Source organism: Mesorhizobium sp. B3-1-9, from assembly GCF_006439595.1.
Lineage (GTDB): Bacteria > Pseudomonadota > Alphaproteobacteria > Rhizobiales > Rhizobiaceae > Mesorhizobium.
In genome coordinates this window covers 56,585-75,054 of sequence record NZ_VFTJ01000022.1, presented here as the reverse complement: position 1 = coordinate 75,054, position 18,470 = coordinate 56,585, and the positions used below count along the sequence as shown (strand labels likewise).

At 65.9% G+C, this 18,470-nt stretch carries 16 protein-coding genes and 2 pseudogenes; 7 read left to right on the top strand and 11 right to left on the bottom strand.

All coding sequences use genetic code 11. From position 1 onward, the window contains the following. Nucleotides 1-63: 63 nt before the first annotated feature. Nucleotides 64-1,047 carry an iron exporter MbfA gene (gene mbfA, locus FJW07_RS27385; protein ID WP_140658185.1) on the top strand — a complete coding sequence of 328 codons (984 nt, stop codon included), beginning with the start codon at nucleotides 64-66 and terminating at the stop codon, nucleotides 1,045-1,047. A gap of 40 nt (nucleotides 1,048-1,087) precedes the next feature. Here mbfA and FJW07_RS27380 read toward each other — a convergent pair. Then, nucleotides 1,088-1,409, bottom strand: a pseudogene (locus tag FJW07_RS27380) (antibiotic biosynthesis monooxygenase). Further along, nucleotides 1,406-1,774, bottom strand: coding sequence for an NIPSNAP family protein (locus tag FJW07_RS27375; protein WP_140645923.1), 369 nt, complete (start codon nucleotides 1,772-1,774; stop codon nucleotides 1,406-1,408). The pseudogene FJW07_RS27380 and the gene FJW07_RS27375 overlap by 4 nt, the downstream one beginning before the upstream one ends. Nucleotides 1,775-1,944: 170 nt before the next feature. On the opposite strand from FJW07_RS27375, the gene FJW07_RS27370 reads away from it, so the two are divergent. Continuing rightward, nucleotides 1,945-2,619: a winged helix-turn-helix domain-containing protein gene (locus FJW07_RS27370; protein WP_140859428.1), complete on the top strand. Its 675-nt coding sequence runs from the start codon at nucleotides 1,945-1,947 to the stop codon at nucleotides 2,617-2,619. 254 nt (nucleotides 2,620-2,873) lie between these two features. Here FJW07_RS27370 and ligD read toward each other — a convergent pair whose 3' ends face one another. Further along, entirely contained in the window at nucleotides 2,874-5,375 is a 2,502-nt protein-coding gene (gene ligD, locus FJW07_RS27360) for a DNA ligase D (RefSeq protein ID WP_140859427.1), read from the bottom strand. A gap of 12 nt (nucleotides 5,376-5,387) precedes the next feature. Further along, a complete protein-coding gene (locus FJW07_RS27355) occupies nucleotides 5,388-6,251 on the bottom strand; it encodes a Ku protein (RefSeq protein WP_140859426.1) in 864 nt (287 codons plus the stop codon). Nucleotides 6,252-6,615: 364 nt separating this feature from the next. Between FJW07_RS27355 and FJW07_RS27350 the strand changes: the two genes are divergently transcribed. From FJW07_RS27350 to FJW07_RS27340, 3 genes and pseudogenes are all read left to right on the top strand, one after another. Next, nucleotides 6,616-6,762 carry a hypothetical protein gene (locus FJW07_RS27350; RefSeq protein ID WP_108702809.1) on the top strand — a complete coding sequence of 49 codons (147 nt, stop codon included), beginning with the start codon at nucleotides 6,616-6,618 and terminating at the stop codon, nucleotides 6,760-6,762. Nucleotides 6,763-6,974: 212 nt separating this feature from the next. Beyond that, the gene (locus FJW07_RS27345) at nucleotides 6,975-7,421 is read left to right on the top strand and encodes a thiol-disulfide oxidoreductase DCC family protein (protein WP_140859425.1); all 447 of its coding nucleotides are present in this window, start codon (nucleotides 6,975-6,977) and stop codon (nucleotides 7,419-7,421) included. A gap of 24 nt (nucleotides 7,422-7,445) precedes the next feature. Continuing rightward, nucleotides 7,446-9,038: pseudogene (locus tag FJW07_RS27340) on the top strand (DUF4166 domain-containing protein); the annotation flags it as partial. 44 nt (nucleotides 9,039-9,082) lie between these two features. On the opposite strand, the gene FJW07_RS27335 reads toward FJW07_RS27340, so the two are convergent. The 3 genes from FJW07_RS27335 to FJW07_RS27325 all read right to left on the bottom strand — a co-directional run bounded on the left by FJW07_RS27335 (nucleotide 9,083) and on the right by FJW07_RS27325 (nucleotide 12,619). Next, nucleotides 9,083-9,460: a DUF1850 domain-containing protein gene (locus tag FJW07_RS27335; protein WP_140859424.1), complete on the bottom strand. Its 378-nt coding sequence runs from the start codon at nucleotides 9,458-9,460 to the stop codon at nucleotides 9,083-9,085. Beyond that, a complete protein-coding gene (locus tag FJW07_RS27330) occupies nucleotides 9,457-11,583 on the bottom strand; it encodes a TRAP transporter permease (protein WP_140859423.1) in 2,127 nt (708 codons plus the stop codon). The genes FJW07_RS27335 and FJW07_RS27330 overlap by 4 nt, the downstream gene beginning before the upstream one ends. 76 nt (nucleotides 11,584-11,659) lie before the next feature. Continuing rightward, nucleotides 11,660-12,619, bottom strand: a complete 960-nt coding sequence (locus tag FJW07_RS27325) for a TAXI family TRAP transporter solute-binding subunit (RefSeq protein ID WP_140859422.1) — start codon at nucleotides 12,617-12,619, stop codon at nucleotides 11,660-11,662. A 309-nt stretch (nucleotides 12,620-12,928) separates the two neighbouring features. On the opposite strand from FJW07_RS27325, the gene FJW07_RS27320 reads away from it, so the two are divergent. Together FJW07_RS27320 and FJW07_RS27315 are read left to right on the top strand one after the other, a co-directional pair. Next, complete coding sequence (locus tag FJW07_RS27320; protein ID WP_140658202.1) at nucleotides 12,929-13,297, top strand: YciI family protein; 369 nt, start codon at nucleotides 12,929-12,931, stop codon at nucleotides 13,295-13,297. Nucleotides 13,298-13,308: 11 nt separating this feature from the next. Further along, a complete protein-coding gene (locus FJW07_RS27315; RefSeq protein WP_140859421.1) occupies nucleotides 13,309-14,556 on the top strand; it encodes an RNA polymerase sigma factor in 1,248 nt (415 codons plus the stop codon). A gap of 217 nt (nucleotides 14,557-14,773) precedes the next feature. Here the strand turns inward: FJW07_RS27315 and cysK are convergent, their stop codons facing one another. The 4 genes from cysK to FJW07_RS27290 all read right to left on the bottom strand — a co-directional run bounded on the left by cysK (nucleotide 14,774) and on the right by FJW07_RS27290 (nucleotide 18,461). Then, nucleotides 14,774-15,754 (bottom strand): cysteine synthase A, encoded by a 981-nt coding sequence (gene cysK / locus FJW07_RS27305; protein WP_140859420.1) that lies wholly within the window; start codon nucleotides 15,752-15,754, stop codon nucleotides 14,774-14,776. Between the two features lie 189 nt (nucleotides 15,755-15,943). After that, nucleotides 15,944-16,561 (bottom strand): LysE family translocator, encoded by a 618-nt coding sequence (locus FJW07_RS27300; protein ID WP_140645935.1) that lies wholly within the window; start codon nucleotides 16,559-16,561, stop codon nucleotides 15,944-15,946. 244 nt (nucleotides 16,562-16,805) lie between these two features. Further along, a complete protein-coding gene (locus FJW07_RS27295) occupies nucleotides 16,806-18,146 on the bottom strand; it encodes a sorbosone dehydrogenase family protein (RefSeq protein WP_140859419.1) in 1,341 nt (446 codons plus the stop codon). A gap of 117 nt (nucleotides 18,147-18,263) precedes the next feature. Beyond that, the gene (locus FJW07_RS27290) at nucleotides 18,264-18,461 is read right to left on the bottom strand and encodes a hypothetical protein (protein WP_095767926.1); all 198 of its coding nucleotides are present in this window, start codon (nucleotides 18,459-18,461) and stop codon (nucleotides 18,264-18,266) included. Nucleotides 18,462-18,470: the final 9 nt, after the last annotated feature.

Genomic DNA, 18,470 nt, shown 5'->3' with positions numbered 1-18,470 from the left:
GCAATTGACGTTGGGCAAGCAAGATCCTAGTTTAGAATAATTCTAAACTAGAGTGATCCCATCATGCTTTCTCGTGTTTTCGGCTTCGGCCGCCGTTCGTTCGATTCGTTGTCGGAGCAGGAAATCCTGGCGCTGGCGATCTCTTCCGAGGAGGATGACGGACGCATCTACCGCGCTTATGCCGATGGCCTGGCACAGGACTTTCCGCAATCGGCAAAAGTGTTCGAGGCGATGGCCGAGGAAGAGGACGGCCATCGCGATTCGCTCATCGAGCTTTACCGCAAGCGCTTCGGCGAGCGCATCCCGCTGATCCGGCGCGAGCATGTGAAAGGCTATTTCGAGCGCAAGCCCGACTGGCTGGTGAAGCCGCTCGGCATCGAGCATGTGCGGCGGCAAGCCGAGGAAATGGAGCGGCAGGCCTATCGCTTCTATGTAGAGGCGGCCAAGCGCACCACCGACGCCTCGACGCGAAAGCTGCTCGACGATCTCGCCGTGGCCGAGCAGGGCCATGAGAGCTCGGCGCATGAATTGGAGCAGGAGCATGTGCCGGGCACGGTCAAGGTCGAGGAGGCGAGCGCCGAGCAGCGCCAGTTCATCCTCACCTATGTGCAGCCCGGGCTGGCCGGGCTGATGGACGGCTCGGTGTCGACGCTGGCGCCGATCTTCGCCGCGGCATTCGCCACGCACGACACCTGGCAGACGCTTCTGGTCGGCCTCGCCGCCTCGATCGGCGCCGGCATCTCGATGGGTTTCACCGAGGTCGCCTCCGACGACGGCAAGCTGTCGGGGCGCGGCTCGCCGATCAAGCGCGGGCTGACAGTCGGCCTGATGACTTCGCTGGGCGGCCTCGGCCACGCGCTGCCCTATCTGATCCCGCACTTCTGGACGGCCACCGCCGTGGCGGCTGTGGTGGTGTTCTTCGAGCTCTGGGCGATCGCTTTCGTCCAGAACCGCTACATGCAGACCCCGTTCTGGCGCGCCGCCTTCCAGGTGGTGCTGGGCGGCGCGCTGGTGTTCGGGGCGGGCGTGCTGATCGGGAATGCTTAGGTTTTCCCTTCTCCCGCTAGGGGATAAGGGAAGGCGCGGTTCACCCATTCACCGCGCGGCTGTCCCTTGGCGCTTCCGCCCTTTCGGTCATCCCGTAGTCGCGCACGACGTGGGAAGATGCCGCCGCGCCCCGCCTTCTGCGCCTGCCGGTGCTCCTCGGTGTTGCGCCAGGCTTTCACCGCTTCCTCGTCGCGCCAGAAGGACAGCGACAGCACCCGCCTGGGATCGGCAAGGCTCTGGAAGCGCTCGACCGAGATGAAACCGTCTATGCCGTCGAGCAGGGGCTTAAGCTCCGCGGCGATGCCGAGATAGGCATCGCGCTTGCCTTCCGCCGGCTCCACTTCGAAGATGACTGCGATCATGCTTCCATCCCTTCCCTGACCGTCACGTCGGTGCGAAAGACCTGCCGCGGACCATGCGGGCCGGACACCAGCTTCAGGAAGACGCGGTCCTCCTTGAGGATGAATTTCTCGCGCCGCGCGAATTCGTAGTTTGCCTTGCCGGCCGGGTCGGCGGCAAGCCGCGCGCGATAGACTTCATAGTCCGCGAGGCTCTCGACGTTGTAGGCGGCATAGGCCGTGGTGGCCGAGCCTTCGTGTGGGGCGTAGTAGCCGATCAGGTCGGCGCCGCAACGCGGAATGGCCTGACCCCAGGCGCGCGCATATTGCTCGAACGCCGCCTTGCCGAACGGATCGATCTCGTAGCGGATGAAGCAGGTGATGGTCATGCCGGTCTCCTCGTCTGGTTGGTTTTTCGACGACGACGGTTCGATCCCGGTCGAAACATCGCTTGCGTCATTATGCTAGGCATCTTCCTGTCAGGAGAGTTTGCCGCGCTGCTTGAGCTGACCCGACAATAGTGCTTCCCTGACGGGAATGCTTCGATAAGGATCGAACCATGCGTGAAGGACCGGACATCGCCCGCATCGCCAGCCTGGTCGGCGATCCGGCCCGCGCCAACATGCTGAACGCGTTGATGGGCGGCACGGCGCTGACGGCGTCGGAACTGGCGCTGGAAGCCGGCGTGTCGCTGCCCACCGCTTCCTCGCATCTGTCCAAGCTGATGGATGGCGGGCTGCTGACCTTGGCCAGCCAAGGGCGCCACCGCTATTACGGCCTTGCCAGCGCGCAGGTGGCCGGCATGATCGAGGCGATCATCGGCGTCGCCGAGGCGGTCGGCCCGAAGCGTGTGCGGCCCGGCCCGCGCGACGTGGCCATGCGCGTGGCGCGCGTTTGTTACGATCACCTCGCCGGCGAGCAGGCGGTGGCGATGCTCGACGGGCTCTTCGACAGGAAACTTTTGCTGCGCGAGGACAACGAGATCAGGCTCTCGTCATCCGGCGTCTCGCATTTTTCCGCGCTCGGCATCGAGACCCATGCCAAGGCACGGCGGCCGGTGTGCCGCGCCTGCCTCGACTGGAGCGTGCGGCGCTCGCATCTCGCCGGCACGCTGGGCGCCGCCATCCTCGACAAGATCATCGCCGAGAAATGGGCCCGGCGCGAAAAGGACAGCCGCGCCGTGGTGTTCTCGCCGACGGGCAGGCAGGAATTCGAGAGGGTGTTTCTGTCTTGAAGCCCCGGTGCCGATAACTGAAAGCGTGGTGCCGATAACGTGCAATGTCGGCGCGAGGCCCCCCTCTGCCCTACCGGGCATCTCCCCCTCAAGGGGGGAGATCGGATGTCACGCTCTCTTTCGCCAATCGTCAACGTTGCAGAAGAGGCCCCGCGCCAAAGCTGCCGATCTCCCCCCTTGAGGGGGAGATGTCCGGCAGGACAGAGAGGGGGGCGAAGGATCTCGGCATAGGCTACTTTGCGTCTTGCCCGCGATCACCCCCGCTTCAGCGGTTTCCCCAGCTTGAAGAACTCCGCCCACGGATCCGCCTTCTTCAATTGCTTCAGCGTCGTCTCGTCCCCCAGCGGGAAAGCATTCGGCGCCAAGCCCTTTTCGATCTCAGGCCAGGTCACCGGCATCGATATCGTCGCGCCCTTCTTGGCGCGCGAGGAATAGGGCGCGACCGTGGTCGACCCCCTGCCGTTGCGCAGATAGTCGACGAAGATCTTGCCGGTACGCGCCTTCTTCGACAGCGTCGCCGTGTAGCGGTCGGGTGCGGCCTGCTCGAGCGCGCGGGCGAAGTCATGGGCAAAGTCCTTGACCTCGTCCCAGTCGGCCGACGGCTTCAGCGGCACCAGCACGTGATAGCCCTTGCCGCCTGAGGTCTTGACCAGGTTCGGCAGCGACAGCTCGTCGAGCTGCTTGTGGATGTCGAGCGCCGCCTCGCGCACTTTGCCGACATCGACGCCTTCGTCCGGATCGAGGTCGAAGATGATCTGGTCCGGCTTTTCCAGTTCATCGATCGTCGAGCCCCAGATATGCACCTCGACCACGCCGTACTGGACAAGCGCGGCCAGCCCGTCGAAATCCTTGATGTAGAGGATCTCCTCGCCGTCGGTCGGATCTTTCATGCGGGCGATCTTGTCGCTCATGCCTGGCGAGGCGTGTTTCTGGAAGAAGCGCTGGCCGTGGATGCCGTCCGGCGCGCGCACCAGGCTCAGCGGCCGGTTGACGACGAATTCAGCCATGCGCGGCCAGACCAGCGCGTAGTGACCGAGCAGGTCCTGTTTCGAAACCTTCTCGTCGGGCCACAGCAGCTTGTCGGGATGCGACAGCTTTATCGAGGTCTTCGCCGTTCCGGCCGAAGCTTTCGGCGCGGTCTTTGTACCCGGCTTCGCTCCGGTTTCGGCCTTCTTCGGCTTTTCCTGCACGACTTCCTCCGCCGGCTTGTCTTCGCGAAGCCCCTGGAACGAGGCGTGGCGGATTATACGGTCGGAAGTCCAGCTGCGGAACTCCACCTCGCCGACAAGTTCCGGCTTGACGAAGGTGAGGCCCTTGCCCTTGGGCACGGCGGCCGAGAATGGCGAGCCCTTCGCCTTGAGGCCGTCGAGCTTCTTCTTCAAATCGGTCATCACCTTGCCGGAAAAGCCGGTGCCGACACGGCCGGCATAGTGCAGCTTGCCGCCTTCGTTGAACCCGACCAGCAGCGAGCGCAGGCCGCGTCCGGTCTTGTCCGAGGGCAGATAGCCGCCGATGACGAATTCCTGGCGCAGCGTGCATTTGGACTTGATCCAGGAGAGCCCCCGCCCGCTGCGGTAGGGCGCGTCGGCGCGTTTCGACACCACGCCTTCCAGGCCCATGCGGCAGACATGCTGCAGCATGACCTTGCCGGGCTCGTGGAAATGGTCGCTGAAGCGCAGCGCCGAATGTTCGGGCTGCTCGCCGAGCAGTTCGGCCAGGGCCTGCTTGCGTTCGACCACGGGTTCGCGGCGCAGATCCTTGCCGTCAAGCCGCATCAGGTCGAAGACATAGTAGACGAAGCGGTCGGCGCGTCGGGCCGACAGATCTGCCTGCAGCAAGGGGAAGGACGACACGCCGCTGTCGGCCAACACCACGATCTCGCCGTCGATGATGGCGTCGCGGCATTTCAGCCCCGCCAGTGCACCTGTGACCGGACCGTCGAACTTTTCCGTCCAGTCGAGGCCGGCGCGGGTGAGCAGCCTGACCTCGCTGCCGGCGATCTGCGCTTGCATGCGGTAGCCGTCGAATTTCACCTCGTGCAGCCAGTCCTCGCCGGCGGGCGCATCCCTTTCCAGCGTCGCCAACTGCGGCTCGATGAAGTCGAGACGCTTGCCAGGCCCGGCCTTGGTCTTGGCGGCGGCCGGCCTGTTGGATTGCCAGACTTTCGGCTTCTCGCCCCTGGCGGCCTTGCCTTCGCCCACCTCCTCGATGGTCAGGCCCGACTTCACCGATTTCGGTTCTTCCTCGAGAACATCCTCGCCGGGCCGGGCGGCGGCATCGTCGGATTTGATCAGCAGCCAGTTGTCGCGCTTCTCGCCCGGGCGGGGCCGCAGCCTGACCAGATGCCAGCGGCCGTTGAGCTTGTGGCCCTCGAGCTCAAAGTCGATATGGCCCTTCTTCATGCCCTTGGCCGGATCGCCATCCGGCATCCACTTGCCCTCGTCCCAGACGATGACCGAGCCGCCGCCATATTGGCCCTTCGGAATGGTGCCTTCGAAGGACGCGTAGTCGATCGGATGATCCTCGACATGCACGGCCAGCCGCTTCTCATGCGGATCGAGGCTCGGGCCGCGCGTCACCGCCCAGCTCCACAGCACGCCGTCATGCTCCAGCCGGAAATCATAGTGGAGCCGCGTCGCGGCATGCTTCTGGACGACGAAGATGCCGCCGCCTTGCTTTTGCCTGCCGACCTTGCCGGCCGGCTCGGCGGTCTTCTTGAAGTCGCGCTTGGCGTGATACTGCTCGAGGCCGGCCATGCCGCCATCCTCCTATGCGGATTTGCGTTTTGGCGCGGACGCTTTGGCTTTCGGCCGCCGCGCCGAAGTCTTTGAAGACTTGCCCGCTTTGCCGCCGCCTCCCGCGTTGAGGCTCTTCTTCAACGCATCGAACAGGTTGACCACATTGGACGGCTTCGGCGGCGCCTTGGCCTTGGGCGCCTTCTTGCCCGCCTTCTTGGCGCGGATCAGCTCGAGCAGCGCGTCCTCGTAGCGGTCGTCGAATTTCGACGGGTCGAACTTCGTCTTCTTGCCGTCGATGATGTGCTGGGCGAGGTCGATCATCTCCTTGTCGGTCCTGGCCGCCGCGATGTCCTCGAACACCGTCGCCGGCCGGCGCACCGTGTCGTCATAGCGCAAGGTGGTCAGCACCATGCCCTTGCCGAGTGGCTCGATCACCACCGGGCGCTCTCGCTGATAAAGCACGATGCGCGCCAGGCCGGCCATCTTCCGGGCCGCCATGGCGTCGCGGATGACGGCGAAGGCTTCTTCCGAGACCTTGTCGGCCGGCGAGACATAATAGGGCGTGTCGAGATAGATTTGTTCGATCGAGGATTTCTCGACGAAGCCGTCGAGGCTCATCGTGTGCGAGGATTCGATCTGCACCGCCTCGATCTCGTCCTCCTCGATATGGACGAAATCGCCGTCGCTCACCTCATAGCCCTTGATCTCGTCGCCCTCTTCAAGCGGCTTGCCGGTCCCGGCATCGACATAGATGCGTTTGACGGTGTTGCCGGTCTTGCGGTTGAGGATGCGGAAAGAGACTTTCTCGGCATGGGTGACGACGTTGGTCAGCTCGATGGCGCAGGTGACCAGCGACAGTTTGAGATAGCCCTTCCAGGCCGGGCGTGGCGCCATGGCGAAACTCCTGCGGCGAACTTCTGCGATGCAACTTTACCGCAACGGGCGGAGGCTTGCTCGGGTTCCGAGAGGGACCTGGCCGGTGCCGCTTGCGGCAAGCAATGATATTTCCCGGCGCCACCCGAGCGTGAAACAGAAGCACGCGCAAGCGACATCGGAACGAAACATATGTGATGCAAAAGTCACACGGCCTGGAAAGGCGACGAAAGGCACCGAAAGACCGCGAATCAGCCGCAATCCAGCCACGATGCAACGTGTTTCGGACCAGAAATTAACATCACGTTCACCGACTATTCACGCCTCGACGCTATGCTCTCGAACAATTCGGACGGACATCCGAAAGCGGGACAGGGACAGTAAAATGAACTTCTGGAACCACATCGCCGGCTACGCCGCCGCCATTCGCGAATTCGTCGCGCCGACCTATCGGCCGGAGCGCTATTACATGCGCGGCCCGGGCCCTGCCTGCGCGCGCCGCGGCAACTCGCTGGGCGTCAGCGCGAACTGATCATGACCCGCGAACGCGCCCACCACAGCCGCATCTGCCGGCCGGCCGCCGACCAGCGCACTACCACCTATCGCGCCGAACGCCTTGCGCTCGCCGCCACATGGCGTGCGACAACGCCGCGACTTTGACGCCGCCGCCGGCTGGCTTAGTGTCTCCCCTGGCTTAGGGTCCCCTTGGTCTAGCGTAAGGGGTCACAAGCAGCCGAGGCCGCCATGACCGACCTGCCCGAACGTCCTACCTTCCCGCGCCAGGCCTACGACGCCAGCCAGCCGCTGATCGTCTTCGACGGCGTCTGCGTGTTCTGCTCGGGCTTCGTCCAGCTCATCCTCAAGCTCGACCGGAAAAAACGCTTCCGTTTCGCAACGGCGCAATCGCCGCTGGGCGAGGCGCTGTTTCGCCAGCACGGCCTGCCGACCGACGATTACGACAGCAACCTCGCCATCATCGACGGCGCGGCCTTTACGAAGCTCGACAGTTTCGTCGCGGTCATGGCCGCGCTTGGCTGGCCATGGCGCATTGCGAAGACGCTGCTCATCCTGCCGCGGCCGCTGCGCGACTGGCTCTACGACCGCGTCGCCAAAAACCGCTACGCGCTGTTCGGCCGCAAGGACAGTTGCGACATTCCTTCGGCCGAGTTGCGGGAGCGGTTGATCGGCTGACGGCGATTGGCTTGGGGGCATGGCATGAAGCTTCTCATCGTCGGCGGCTACGGCACCTTCGGCGGACGCATCGTCCAATTGCTGGAGAACGAGCCGCGCCTCGAGCTGATCATCGCCGGCCGGTCGCTCGCCAAGGCCGAGGCTTACTGCAAACACCGAGGCATGACCAAGGCCAGGCTGGTGCCGGCGACGTTCGACCGCGACGGCGAGCTTGGCGCGCAACTCGCCGGCATGCTGCCCGACATCGTCGTCGACGCCAGCGGTCCGTTCCAGGCCTATGGCGAGGGGCGCTACCGGCTGGTCGAGGCCTGCATCGCCGCGCGCATCCATTATTTCGACCTTGCCGACGGTTCGGACTTCGTCGCCGGGGTCTCCGCTTTCGACGCGGCAGCCAGGGCGGCCGGCGTCGTCGTGCTGTCCGGGGTGTCGAGCTTCCCGGTGCTGACGGCCGCCGTGGTGCGGCATCTTTCGACCGGCATGGCGCGCGTCGACACCATCCGTGGCGGCATCGCACCGTCGCCTTTCGCCGGCGTCGGCGAGAACGTCATCCGCGCCATCGCGAGCTATGCCGGCCGGGCGGTGCGGCTGCAGCGCGGCGGCAGGCCGGCCGAGGGTTACCCGCTCACCGAGCAGATGCGGTACACGATCGCGCCGCCCGGGCGTGTGCCGGTGAGGAACACCTTGTTCTCGCTGGTCGACGTGCCGGACCTGCGCGCGCTGCAGGCGCTGTGGCCGGAAGCGAGCACGATCTGGATGGGCGCCGGGCCTGTGCCCGAGGTGCTGCACCGCGCGCTGATCGGCTTGGCCTGGATGGTCCGCGCCGGCCTGGCGCGATCGCTGTCGCCGCTGGCGCCGCTGATGCGCTGGGCGACCAACCGGCTGTCATGGGGTGAGCATCGCGGCGGCATGTTCGTCGAGGTCGACTGCGTGGATGCAGAGGGCAGACCAAGCAAACGATCCTGGCACCTGTTGGCCGAGGGCGATGACGGCCCGCTGATCCCGTCCATGGCGGTCGAGGCGATCGTCCGCAAGGCGCTCGACGGCCGCATGCCAGCACCAGGCGCCCGGGCGGCGGTGCGCGACGTCGAGCTCGCGGACTATGAAGCGCTGTTTGCCGGCAAGACGATCCACACCGGCTTCAGGGGCGACACCGACAAGGGAAAGGCTCTCTATCCCGACCTGCTCGGCGATGCGTGGAAAAGCCTTCCAGCTGAAATCCGCGCCATGCATGAGGGAGCGGCTATGGCGGAAGGAAGTGCGAGCGTGGAGCGCGGCGGCGGTATTCTTAGCCGGCTTGCCGCGCGCATGGCCGGCTTCCCACCTGCTGCAGCCGATGTCCCCGTCAAGGTGCGTTTCGTTATCGACTGGCAAGGCGAGACCTGGACGCGGACTTTCGGAACTCACGGTTTTTCGAGCCGGCAATTTGCCGGACGTAGCCGCTCGGAGCGGCTGCTTTGCGAGCGCTTCGGCCCCCTCACCTTCGCCATGGCGCTGGTGGCCGGCGAGGACCGCCTGTCGCTCGTGCTGCGGCGCTGGAGCTTTCTCGGCCTGCCATTGCCGATGTGGCTTTGCCCCCGGTCGAACGCGTACGAAACCGTCGAGGACGGCCGCTTCCGCTTCCATGTCGGGATATCGCACCCGGTCGTCGGGCTGATCGTGCGCTACCGCGGCTGGCTCGAGCCGGCGCACGGTTCGAGCACGGTGGGTTCGCCGGCCGTCTCGCCCAGTTCCCGGCAGCCGGCGGCCGTGCACAGCGCCCAGCCTTCCCCGGTGGCGCCGGACGCCGCGAGCACCAGGCGCGGCTGGGGTCCGATCCGTGGCGCATAGACCCACCAGCCGCTCCGCAACGCCGAGCCCTCCGGCGGCTCCATGCCGGCGCCGGAGCCCTTGACCCGCGCCTCAACGACCTGCAGCCCGGCCGGCGTCACCGTCCAGTCCTCCTGCCAGCGCGTCCGCTCCACCGAATGCGTCCAGGACAGCGTGAAGGCGGCGACGGCGAGCGTCACCGTCTTGCCGGCGGCGAGGACACATAGGCTCATGCGGTGCCGGCGGCGGACAGCCGGCGGGCGCGCCAGCAGTGCCAGCCGATCCAGGCCAGCGCCAGCACCCAGCCGGTCTCGTCGGTGAGCGGCAATGCGGCCACCAGGAGCAGGCCGGCGCAGAACGCGACGAGACGCTCCCACCAAGCCATGCGGCGGGCGAGGAAGCCGACGGCGGCGGCGCCCCAGAGCACGATGCCCATGCAGGCCTTGACGACGATGTAGGCGACCTCGACGGGATAGCCGAACGAAGCCGCGATCGGGCCCGCGTCCTGCAGCATCAGCGCCGGCGTGTAGACCGCCATGAACGGGACGACGAAGCCGGCGATGGCGAGCTTGGTCGCCTGGATGCCGATCTTGAGGCCGCTTTCCTTGGCCATGGGTGCTGCGGCAAAGGCGGCCAGCGCCACCGGCGGGGTGAGATCCGCCATGATGCCGAAATAGAAGACGAACATGTGGCTGACCACCAGCGGCACGCCGAGCGACAGCAGCGCCGGGCCGGCGAGCGAGGAGGTGATGATGTAATTGGGGATGGTCGGAATGCCCATGCCGAGAACCAGGCAGGTGAGCATGGTCAACACCAGCGACAGGAACAAATTGTTCTCGCCGATGGAGATGATCCAGCCGATGAAGGTGGAAGCGATGCCGGTGAGCGTCAGCGTGCCGATGACGATGCCGACGATGGCGCAGGCGATGCCGACGGGCAGGGCGTTCTTCGCTCCTTCGGCAAGCGAGTCGACGCAAATGCGCAGCGTCTCGCGTCCACCCTTGAAGGCGAAGCAGGCGATGACGAGCGCCGCGATGACGAGGCTGAGCACATTGACGCCGAAGCGCATGAAAGACGCCGCGGCAAGCCCGAGCGCCAGCCAGAAGACGAAGCGGAAGGCGAGCGGCCCGATCAAGGCTGCCAGCGGCGTGCCGAGGATGAGCACGATGGTGAGCGCCAGGCCCATCGTGCCGGCGAAGATCGGCGTGTAGCCGGCAAAGAGCAGATAGACCAGCACGGCAAGCGGCAGCACCAGCGGCCAGTGCTTCCTGACCGCTTCCCACGGATTGGGCAATTCCGCCTTGGCCATGCCGTGCAGGCCGGCCTTGCCGGCCTCCAGATGCACCTGCCAGAAGCAGGCGCCGAAATAGAGCAGCGCCGGGATGATCGCCGCCTTGACCACCTCGGCGTAAGGGATGTTCAGCGTCTCGGCCATGATGAAGGCGACGGCTCCCATCACCGGCGGCATGATCTGGCCGCCCATCGAGGAGGTCGCCTCGACCGCGCCGGCAAAGGCGGAGCGGAAACCGAAGCGCTTCATCAGCGGGATGGTGAACTGGCCGCTGGCGACGACATTGGCGACGCCCGAACCGGAGATGGTGCCCATCAGCGCGGAGGACAGCACGCAGACCTGGGCCGGGCCGCCACGCCACGAGCCGACGAGGCCGAGCGCGAAGTCGTTGAACAGCGCGATCATGCCGGCCCGTTCGAGGAAGGCGGCAAAGACGACGAAGATGAAGATGTAGGCGGCCGAGACATAGACCGGCGTGCCGTATATGCCTTCGGTGCCATAGGCGAAGGTGTCGACCAGCTGCGCAAAATCATAGCCGCGATGGATGAAGGGCGCCGGCAGGTGGTTGCCGACGAAGCAATAGGCGAGGAAGAGGAAGGCGATGACGGCCAGCGGCAGGCCCATCAGCCGCCTGGCGGCTTCGAAGACGAGCACCACAAGCAACGCGCCGACGATCAGGTCCGGCGTGGTGAGGAAGCCGGAGCGGCGGATGAGGTCGGCGTAGAAGACCCAGTTGTAGAGGCCGGTGCCGAAGCCGAGCAGGCCGAGCACCCAGAAGCCCGCCTTCGCCGCGGCGCTCCTGGCGCGCAGGTTGGCGACGAGGCCGAAACCGAGCAGCAGCAGGAAGCCGACATGCATGGCCCGCACCACCTGGCTGGGCAGGCTGCCATAGGCGGCGATGTAGATCTGGAAGACGGAAAAAGCGACCGCAATGAGGAAGGCCGCCTTGCCGGCGAGGCCTTCGCCAAAGCCGGGCGGCAGGCCTTCGACCTGTTCTTCGGCGACCGGGAGATGGAAAGTGGGCGGGCTGCCGTCGGCTGCCGTTCCAGACGCTGGATCGCTCATCCCATGCGCTCCAGGATGAGCATTGGAAGAGAGGGGGCGCTTGGTGAAGACATGTCGGATTGCCGCGCGGCCCCTCCTACTTCAGCAACCCCTTTTCCCTGTAATATTTCTCCGCGCCGGGATGCAGCGCCACGGGCATGCCGTCCAGCGCCTTGGCCGGATCGATCGCCTTGGCGGCGGCATGCGCGGCAGCCAGCTGGTCGAGATGCTCGAACAGCAGCTTGGTCATCTGGTAGGCGGTCTCGTCGGAGACGTCGGCGCGGGTAATGAGGAAATTGCCGACCGCGGCGGTCGCGACATCTTCCGTCTGGCCCTCATAGGTGCCTTTCGGGATAACCACGGAAAGATAGGGCGCCCCGATCTTGGCGACGTCCTCGGCCGGCACGGCGACGACGTTGATGGGAAGCGAGGTCGCGAGATCGCGGATGGAGGCGACGCCGAGGCCGGCCGACTGCAAGGTGGCGTCGAGCTGGCGGTTCTTGATCAGCTCGACCGACTCGGCGAAGGGCAGATATTCGACCCGCCCGAGATCCGCGTATTTGAGACCGGCGGCGGCGAAGATGGCGCGCGCGTTGAGCTCGGTGCCGGAGGCAGGCGCGCCGACCGACAGGCTCTTGCCCTTGAGGTCGGCGAGCGTCTTGATGCCGGATTCCTGGCTGGCGACGATCTGGATGTAATTGGGATAGATCGCGGCAATGCCGCGCAGCTTGTCGAGCTTGCCCGGGAAGCCGGCCTCCGTGTTGCCCTCGGCGGCCATCTTGACGGAATCGCCGAGCGCAAAGGCGATCTCGCCCTTGCCCTGCTGCAGCAGGTTGAGATTCTCGACCGATGCCTTTGTCGCCTGAACCTGGGTGCGCGCGCCCTCTATGCCCTTGCCGTAAATCTCCGACAGGGCAACCCCGAGCGGATAGTAGACGCCCGACGTTCCGCCGGTGAGCACATTGATGAATTCCTGCGCCCCGGCCGTCGCGACACCGAGACCAAGCGACAGCGCCAGCGCGCCGGCGGCAACAAATTTCGTCCTGAAATCGAGCATATGGTTTCCTCCTCCTGAAACGGCCGCGTCGCCTCCCCGGCGCGAAGCTCGTGAGTTTAAACGGGAGGAGCCAAATGCCAACCCGCAATTGCAGACCTTTCTGCTTGACCATGATCTTTTCCAAAAACCGGAATCCACTTTTCGGGATCATGGTCTAGACGAATGGTTGAGTGGCGGCGAAAAGCGCCGGCTTGCGCTCGCCTGCTTTGGGGACGAAAAGATTTTCGAGGCGCCTGTCGAAATCGGCCGCGGCCGCACGACATAGGTCGGCACGCGACGATGCGGCCTTCAACAAAACCGGAGAAGACCATGCGATACATGCTTTTGATCTACAATGACGAAGCCGCGATGGCGAATGCGCCAAAAGAGCAGACCCAGCAGACCCTCGCCGCCTACGGCGCCTATACCGAGGCGCTGAAGAAATCCGGCGCTTATATCGCCGGCGAGCGGCTGCGCCCGACCCAGGCGGCCACCGCGGTGCGGCTGGCGAACGGCAAGACCAACGTGCTCGACGGCCCCTATGCCGACACCAAGGAGCAGTTGGCGGGTTTCTACATGATCGAGGCGGCCGACATCGACACGGCCATCGAGTGGGGCGCGCGTTGCCCCGCGTCCAGCAGCGGCACGGTCGAGGTGCGGCCGATCTGGGAAATGGCCGAGTACATAGCCGCCGCATAGCGAACCCTGTGATGGATGATCGCTCCGAGATCGCGCGGGCGGCGGCCGAGGCGGCCGCCCGGCGCAGCTACGGCAAGCTGGTGGCCTGGCTCGCGGCCCGCACGCGCGACGTCGCCGGCGCCGAGGACGCGCTGGCCGACGCCTTCGCGGCCGCGCTCGAACGCTGGCCGCGAACCGGCGTCCCGGCCCAGCCGGAAGCCTGGCTGCTCGCGGTGGCGCGCCGGCGCGACGTGGACGCGGTGCGGCGGCGGCTGACCGGCGAGGCGGCCCGCGATCATCTGCAGCTGATGGCCGAGGAAATGGAGGCGCGCATGCGCGGCGAGGAGCTGCCCGACGACCGGCTGCGGCTGATGTTTGCCTGCGCCCATCCGGCGATCGAGGCCAGCGTGCGCGCGCCGCTGATCCTGCAGACGATCCTCGGTTTCGACGCCGCGACGATCGCCTCGGCCTTCCTGGTTTCGCCGGCGACGATGGGACAGCGGCTGGTGCGGGCCAAGGTGCGCATCCGCGAAACCGGGATTCCGTTTCGCGTGCCGGAGCAGGCGGAGCTGGGCGAGCGGCTGGGCGCTGTGCTGGAGGCGATCTACGCCACTTTCGCCGAAGGCTGGTCGGACCCGACCGGCACCGATAGCCGGCGGCGCAACCTCGCCACCGAAGGCATCTGGCTCGGTCGGCTGGTCGCCTCGCTGATGCCGGACGAGCCGGAAGCGCTCGGGCTGCTGGCGCTGATGCTGTTCGCCGAGGCGCGCCGCTCGGCGAGGCGCGGCCCGGAAGGCGATTTCGTGCCTTTGGCCGAGCAGGATATCGCGCTCTGGGACGACGGCCTGATCGACGAGGCGGAAGCCTTGCTGGTGCGCGCCGCGCAAAGGAGCATAATCGGCCGCTACCAGCTCGAGGCCGCCGTGCAGTCCGCCCATACGGCGCGCCGGCGCGGCGGCGGCACGGACTGGACGGCGATCCGCCAGCTTTACGAAGCGCTGCAGGCCGTGGCCGGCTCGCCGGTGGTGGCGATCAACCGCGCGGTGGCGATCGCCGAAACCGAGGGTGCGACGGCTGGATTGGCGGCGCTTTACGTGCTTGGCGAGGACAAGCGGCTGCAGGACTACCAGCCCTATTGGGCCGCTCGCGCCGGGCTGTTGGCCAGGCTCGGCAACATCAAGCAGGCGGCCCAGTCCTACGACCGGGCGATCGGCCTCGAGCGCGACCCGGCGCTGCGGCGTTTCCTGCAGGGCGAGAAGGCGAAGCTTGTTGGGGGTTAGGCAATCTGTTGAGGCCGGAGGGACAGCGCCCCCCTCTGTCCTGCCGGACATCTCCCCCACGAGGGGGGAGATTGGCCGCCACGCCGGCTTTCGCCAATCTCCGACGTTGTAAAATCGAACCAGGCGCCGAAGCTGCTAATCTCCCCCCATGTGGGGGAGATGCCCGGCAGGGCAGAGGGGGGCGCGAAGGATCTCGGCGCTGGGGCTTTTGCGCGCCCTAAGCCCCCAGCCCGTCGAACAGGATGGTCGAGAGATAGCGCTCGGCGAAGGAGGGGATGACGACGACGAGGTTCTTGCCCTTGTTCTCCGGCCGCGAACCGACGACGATGGCCGCCTGGAGTGCTGCGCCCGACGAGATGCCGACCGGCACGCCTTCGAGGCGGGCGACGAGACGGGCATTGGCGACCGAATCCTCGTTCGAAACCCTGACGACCTCGTCATAGATCGAGGTGTCGAGGATTTTCGGGGCGAAGCCGGCGCCGATGCCCTGGATCTTGTGCGGACCGGGCTGGCCGCCCGACAGCACCGGCGAGGCCTCCGGCTCGACCGCCACGACCTGCAGCGAAGGCTTGCGCTTCTTCAGCACCTGGCCGACACCGGTGATGGTGCCGCCGGTGCCGATGGCGGAAACGAAAATGTCGACTTCGCCATTGGTGTCGTTCCAGATTTCCTCGGCCGTGGTGCGGCGGTGGATTTCAGGATTGGCCGGATTCTCGAATTGCTGCGGGATGATGGCGTTGGGCAGTGTGGCGGCGAGCTCGTCGGCCTTGGCGATGGCGCCCTTCATGCCTTTCGGGCCTTCGGTCAGCACCAGCTCCGCGCCGAGCAGCGCCAGCATCTTGCGGCGCTCGACCGACATGGTCTCCGGCATGGTCAGGATCAGCTTGTAGCCCTTGGCGGCGGCGGCGAAGGCGAGCGCGATGCCGGTGTTGCCGGAGGTCGGCTCGATCAGGGTGGTCTTGCCGGGCGCGATCTTGCCAGCCTCCTCCAGCGCCTCGATCATGGCGACGCCGATGCGGTCCTTGACCGAAGCGATCGGGTTGAAGAATTCGAGCTTGGCCATGAGATTGGCGACGATGCCCTTCTCCCTGGCGAACTTGTCCAGCCTGACCAGCGGCGTGTCGCCAATCGTCTCCGTGATCGAATTGAAGACGCGGCCGCGGCCGGGCACGCGCGCGGAGGTGATGGGCTTGTTCATTGGTTCGCTCCCAAGGCAATGGCACAGGCAAAAACAGAATAGGGCTTTCAGCCGCGCAAGATAGGCCGGCGACCGAAAATATCCGAGTGGGGCGGTTGCTCAAAAGCGCCCACGACCGGAAAAGCATTTTCCGCCGCGGCGGGTTTCAGGAATGGTTTGGCTGAATCCGGGACGGGTTGAGATTGGAGCCTACTGCCTCGCCGCGATAGCCGCGGCCGCGCCCATCATGAAGCCGGCGGCGGTGCGGTTCAGAACCTTCAGCGCGCGCGGCGATTTCAGGAACCAGCGCGCCTTGGCGGCCAACGCCAGGTAAGGCACCAGCACCACGAACAGCACCGCCACGGTGAGCATCGCAAGGATGGCGTAGTCGGCGAGCGTGATCGTCTTCAGGTCGACGATGGTCGGCGTGATGGCGAGATAGAAGATCATCGTCTTGGGATTGCCGAGCGTCACCGTCAGCCCGGCGATGAAGCTCGACACGAGACCGCCCTTGGCCTTCCGCGCCTCGACGGTCTCGGGCGTGATGCCGCTGGTCCAGAAGCGCCAGGCGAGGAAGGCGAGATAGGCGACGCCGGCCCATTTGATGGCGAGGAAGACCATGCCGAAGGTCTGGGCGACGAAAGCAAGCCCGAGCACCACGGCGGTGAGATAGGTGAGGTCGCCGAGCATCAGGCCGAACGACATGGCGAGCGACGAACGGAAGCCGGAGCCGAGTGCGCGGGCGACAAGCGCCGTGACGCCCGGGCCGGGAATGGCGGCGGCGACGCCGAGGGCGGCGCTGTAAGCGAGGAATCCGGTGAGTGTCATGGTTCTGGCCTGGCGTATAGTCCTGCGGGGACCGCTGTCGAGAGCCGGGCTTTTATCATGATGCCAGTTCGACGGTAATTCCCTCACAATGGGATTCGTTGCGCCAGTTCGACCGGGAGCTGGTTCCTTTGTGGGACGCCGCATACCTTGGAGATTGGCCGAAACGATCAGTCCTGTCGTCATTCCAGGGCGGAGCAAGGAGCGGAGCGACGCGCGCAGACCCTGGAATGACGAGGTGGGGGACCTACCCGCCATGCGTAATGCGCCAGATGGTCCCGTTGCCGTCCTCGGTGAGGATCAGCGCGCCATCCCTGGCTACGGCGACGCCGACCGGCCGCCCCCAGACCGCGTCGTCGGAAATGACGAAGCCGGTGGCGAAATCCTCGTATTCGCCGGTCGGCTTGCCGTCCTTGAATCTCAGCCGCACCACCTTGTAGCCAGTGCGGACGTTGCGGTTCCACGAACCGTGCAGCGCGACGAAGGCATCGCCCTTGTAGTCAGCCGGGAAATTGCCGCCGTCGTAGAAGGCGATGTTGAGCGGCGCCGAATGCGCCTGCATCAGCACATCCGGAACCGTGACCTTGCCGGCGAGGTCGGGGCGCGCGCCCTTGTGGCGCGGGTCCTCGTTGTCACCGATGTAATACCAGGGCCAGCCATAGAAGGCCCCGTCCTTCACGGCGGTCGCGTATTCGAAGGGGATGTTGTCGCCAAGCTCGTCGCTTTCGTTGACGACGCACCAGAGCGCGCCCGTCGCCGGCTGCACGGTCATGCCGGAGCAGTTGCGCAGGCCGGTGGCGACGGTCCTGCGGTTGTTGCCGTCGGGATCGAAGGCCAGCACGTCGGCGCGGCCCTGTTCAGGACCCCAGGCCTCGCCCAGCGGCTGCGATCTCGCCCACGCCTCGACACCGCCCTTCGGCTTTGCGCCCATGTCCTCGGCGATGTTGGAGCCCGAACCAACCGACAGATAGAGCGTCTTGCCGTCGGGCGAGAAGGCGATGTCGCGCGTCCAGTGATGGCTGGCGGGGACTTTGGCGACGATGGTTTCCGGCTTGCCCGACGCTTCCAGGTCGCCGTCGCGATAGGCAAAGCGGACGACGCTGTTGCTGTTGGCGACATAGACCCATTGCGGCTTGTCGCCCGGCGGATAGAAGGCGATGCCGTAGGGCCGAGTTAGGCCCTTGGCGAAGACCGACTTCTGCGCGGGCTTCGCGCCGCCTTCCGCAAGGCGATAGACGCGGACCTGGTTCGCCCGACTGTCGGCGACGAAGAGGTCGCCGTTCGGCGCCACGCGCACGACGCGCGGACTGTCGATACCGGAAGCGACCAGCTCGGCGGAGAAGCCGGGCGGAAGTTTCGGCTTGGCACCTTCGGGGCGATCGGTGACGCCGCCGCCGTTCGAGGCGGACTCCGTCACATCGGGTTTCGGCAAATCCTCAGGTTTCAGCAGCCGGCGCACGCCCGGGCGGTCGGCCTTCCAATCGCCGAAGGCCTTTTCACCGCTGAGCAGGGGTTGATCGGCCTGCTGCGCAAAGGCGCCGGTGGCAAAGACCAGCGCGAGGCCCGCAAGGCCGGCGATCCGCATCATGGCTGTCCTCCGTCGTCTGCCAGCGCGCCTCAATCGATCAGGCGCCCAGAGCCAGGACATATTGGGCAAACGATCGAAAAGAGAAGCTTGCGCACGCGGATTTGACGGGCCTCGGGCTCAGGCCTCTTCGGCATCCAGATCGTCGTCGAGGCGCTTTTCCAACTCGACGAGGTCCGCCGGCAAGGGCAGACCCATTGCGCGCATCTCCCGCAATTTCTCGCGCAGCTGCTCCTGGATCTCGTGCTCGTCCTCGGGCTGGTTCACCATCTCCTCAAGCAGCAGGCTGATCTGGGCCTTGAGCGATTCCAGCGCCATGTTTTTCTC

Excerpts from the sequence above, each read along its gene's own strand:
- mbfA (WP_140658185.1), top strand. The coding sequence starts at position 64 with ATGCTTTCTCGTGTTTTCGGCTTCGGCCGCCGTTCGTTCGATTCGTTG.
- FJW07_RS27375 (WP_140645923.1), bottom strand. The coding sequence starts at position 1,774 with ATGACCATCACCTGCTTCATCCGCTACGAGATCGATCCGTTCGGCAAG.
- FJW07_RS27370 (WP_140859428.1), top strand. The coding sequence starts at position 1,945 with ATGCGTGAAGGACCGGACATCGCCCGCATCGCCAGCCTGGTCGGCGAT.
- ligD (WP_140859427.1), bottom strand. The coding sequence starts at position 5,375 with ATGGCCGGCCTCGAGCAGTATCACGCCAAGCGCGACTTCAAGAAGACC.
- FJW07_RS27355 (WP_140859426.1), bottom strand. The coding sequence starts at position 6,251 with ATGGCGCCACGCCCGGCCTGGAAGGGCTATCTCAAACTGTCGCTGGTC.
- FJW07_RS27350 (WP_108702809.1), top strand. The coding sequence starts at position 6,616 with ATGAACTTCTGGAACCACATCGCCGGCTACGCCGCCGCCATTCGCGAA.
- FJW07_RS27345 (WP_140859425.1), top strand. The coding sequence starts at position 6,975 with ATGACCGACCTGCCCGAACGTCCTACCTTCCCGCGCCAGGCCTACGAC.
- FJW07_RS27335 (WP_140859424.1), bottom strand. The coding sequence starts at position 9,460 with ATGAGCCTATGTGTCCTCGCCGCCGGCAAGACGGTGACGCTCGCCGTC.
- FJW07_RS27330 (WP_140859423.1), bottom strand. The coding sequence starts at position 11,583 with ATGAGCGATCCAGCGTCTGGAACGGCAGCCGACGGCAGCCCGCCCACT.
- FJW07_RS27325 (WP_140859422.1), bottom strand. The coding sequence starts at position 12,619 with ATGCTCGATTTCAGGACGAAATTTGTTGCCGCCGGCGCGCTGGCGCTG.
- FJW07_RS27320 (WP_140658202.1), top strand. The coding sequence starts at position 12,929 with ATGCGATACATGCTTTTGATCTACAATGACGAAGCCGCGATGGCGAAT.
- FJW07_RS27315 (WP_140859421.1), top strand. The coding sequence starts at position 13,309 with ATGGATGATCGCTCCGAGATCGCGCGGGCGGCGGCCGAGGCGGCCGCC.
- cysK (WP_140859420.1), bottom strand. The coding sequence starts at position 15,754 with ATGAACAAGCCCATCACCTCCGCGCGCGTGCCCGGCCGCGGCCGCGTC.
- FJW07_RS27300 (WP_140645935.1), bottom strand. The coding sequence starts at position 16,561 with ATGACACTCACCGGATTCCTCGCTTACAGCGCCGCCCTCGGCGTCGCC.
- FJW07_RS27295 (WP_140859419.1), bottom strand. The coding sequence starts at position 18,146 with ATGATGCGGATCGCCGGCCTTGCGGGCCTCGCGCTGGTCTTTGCCACC.
- FJW07_RS27290 (WP_095767926.1), bottom strand. The coding sequence starts at position 18,461 with ATGGCGCTGGAATCGCTCAAGGCCCAGATCAGCCTGCTGCTTGAGGAG.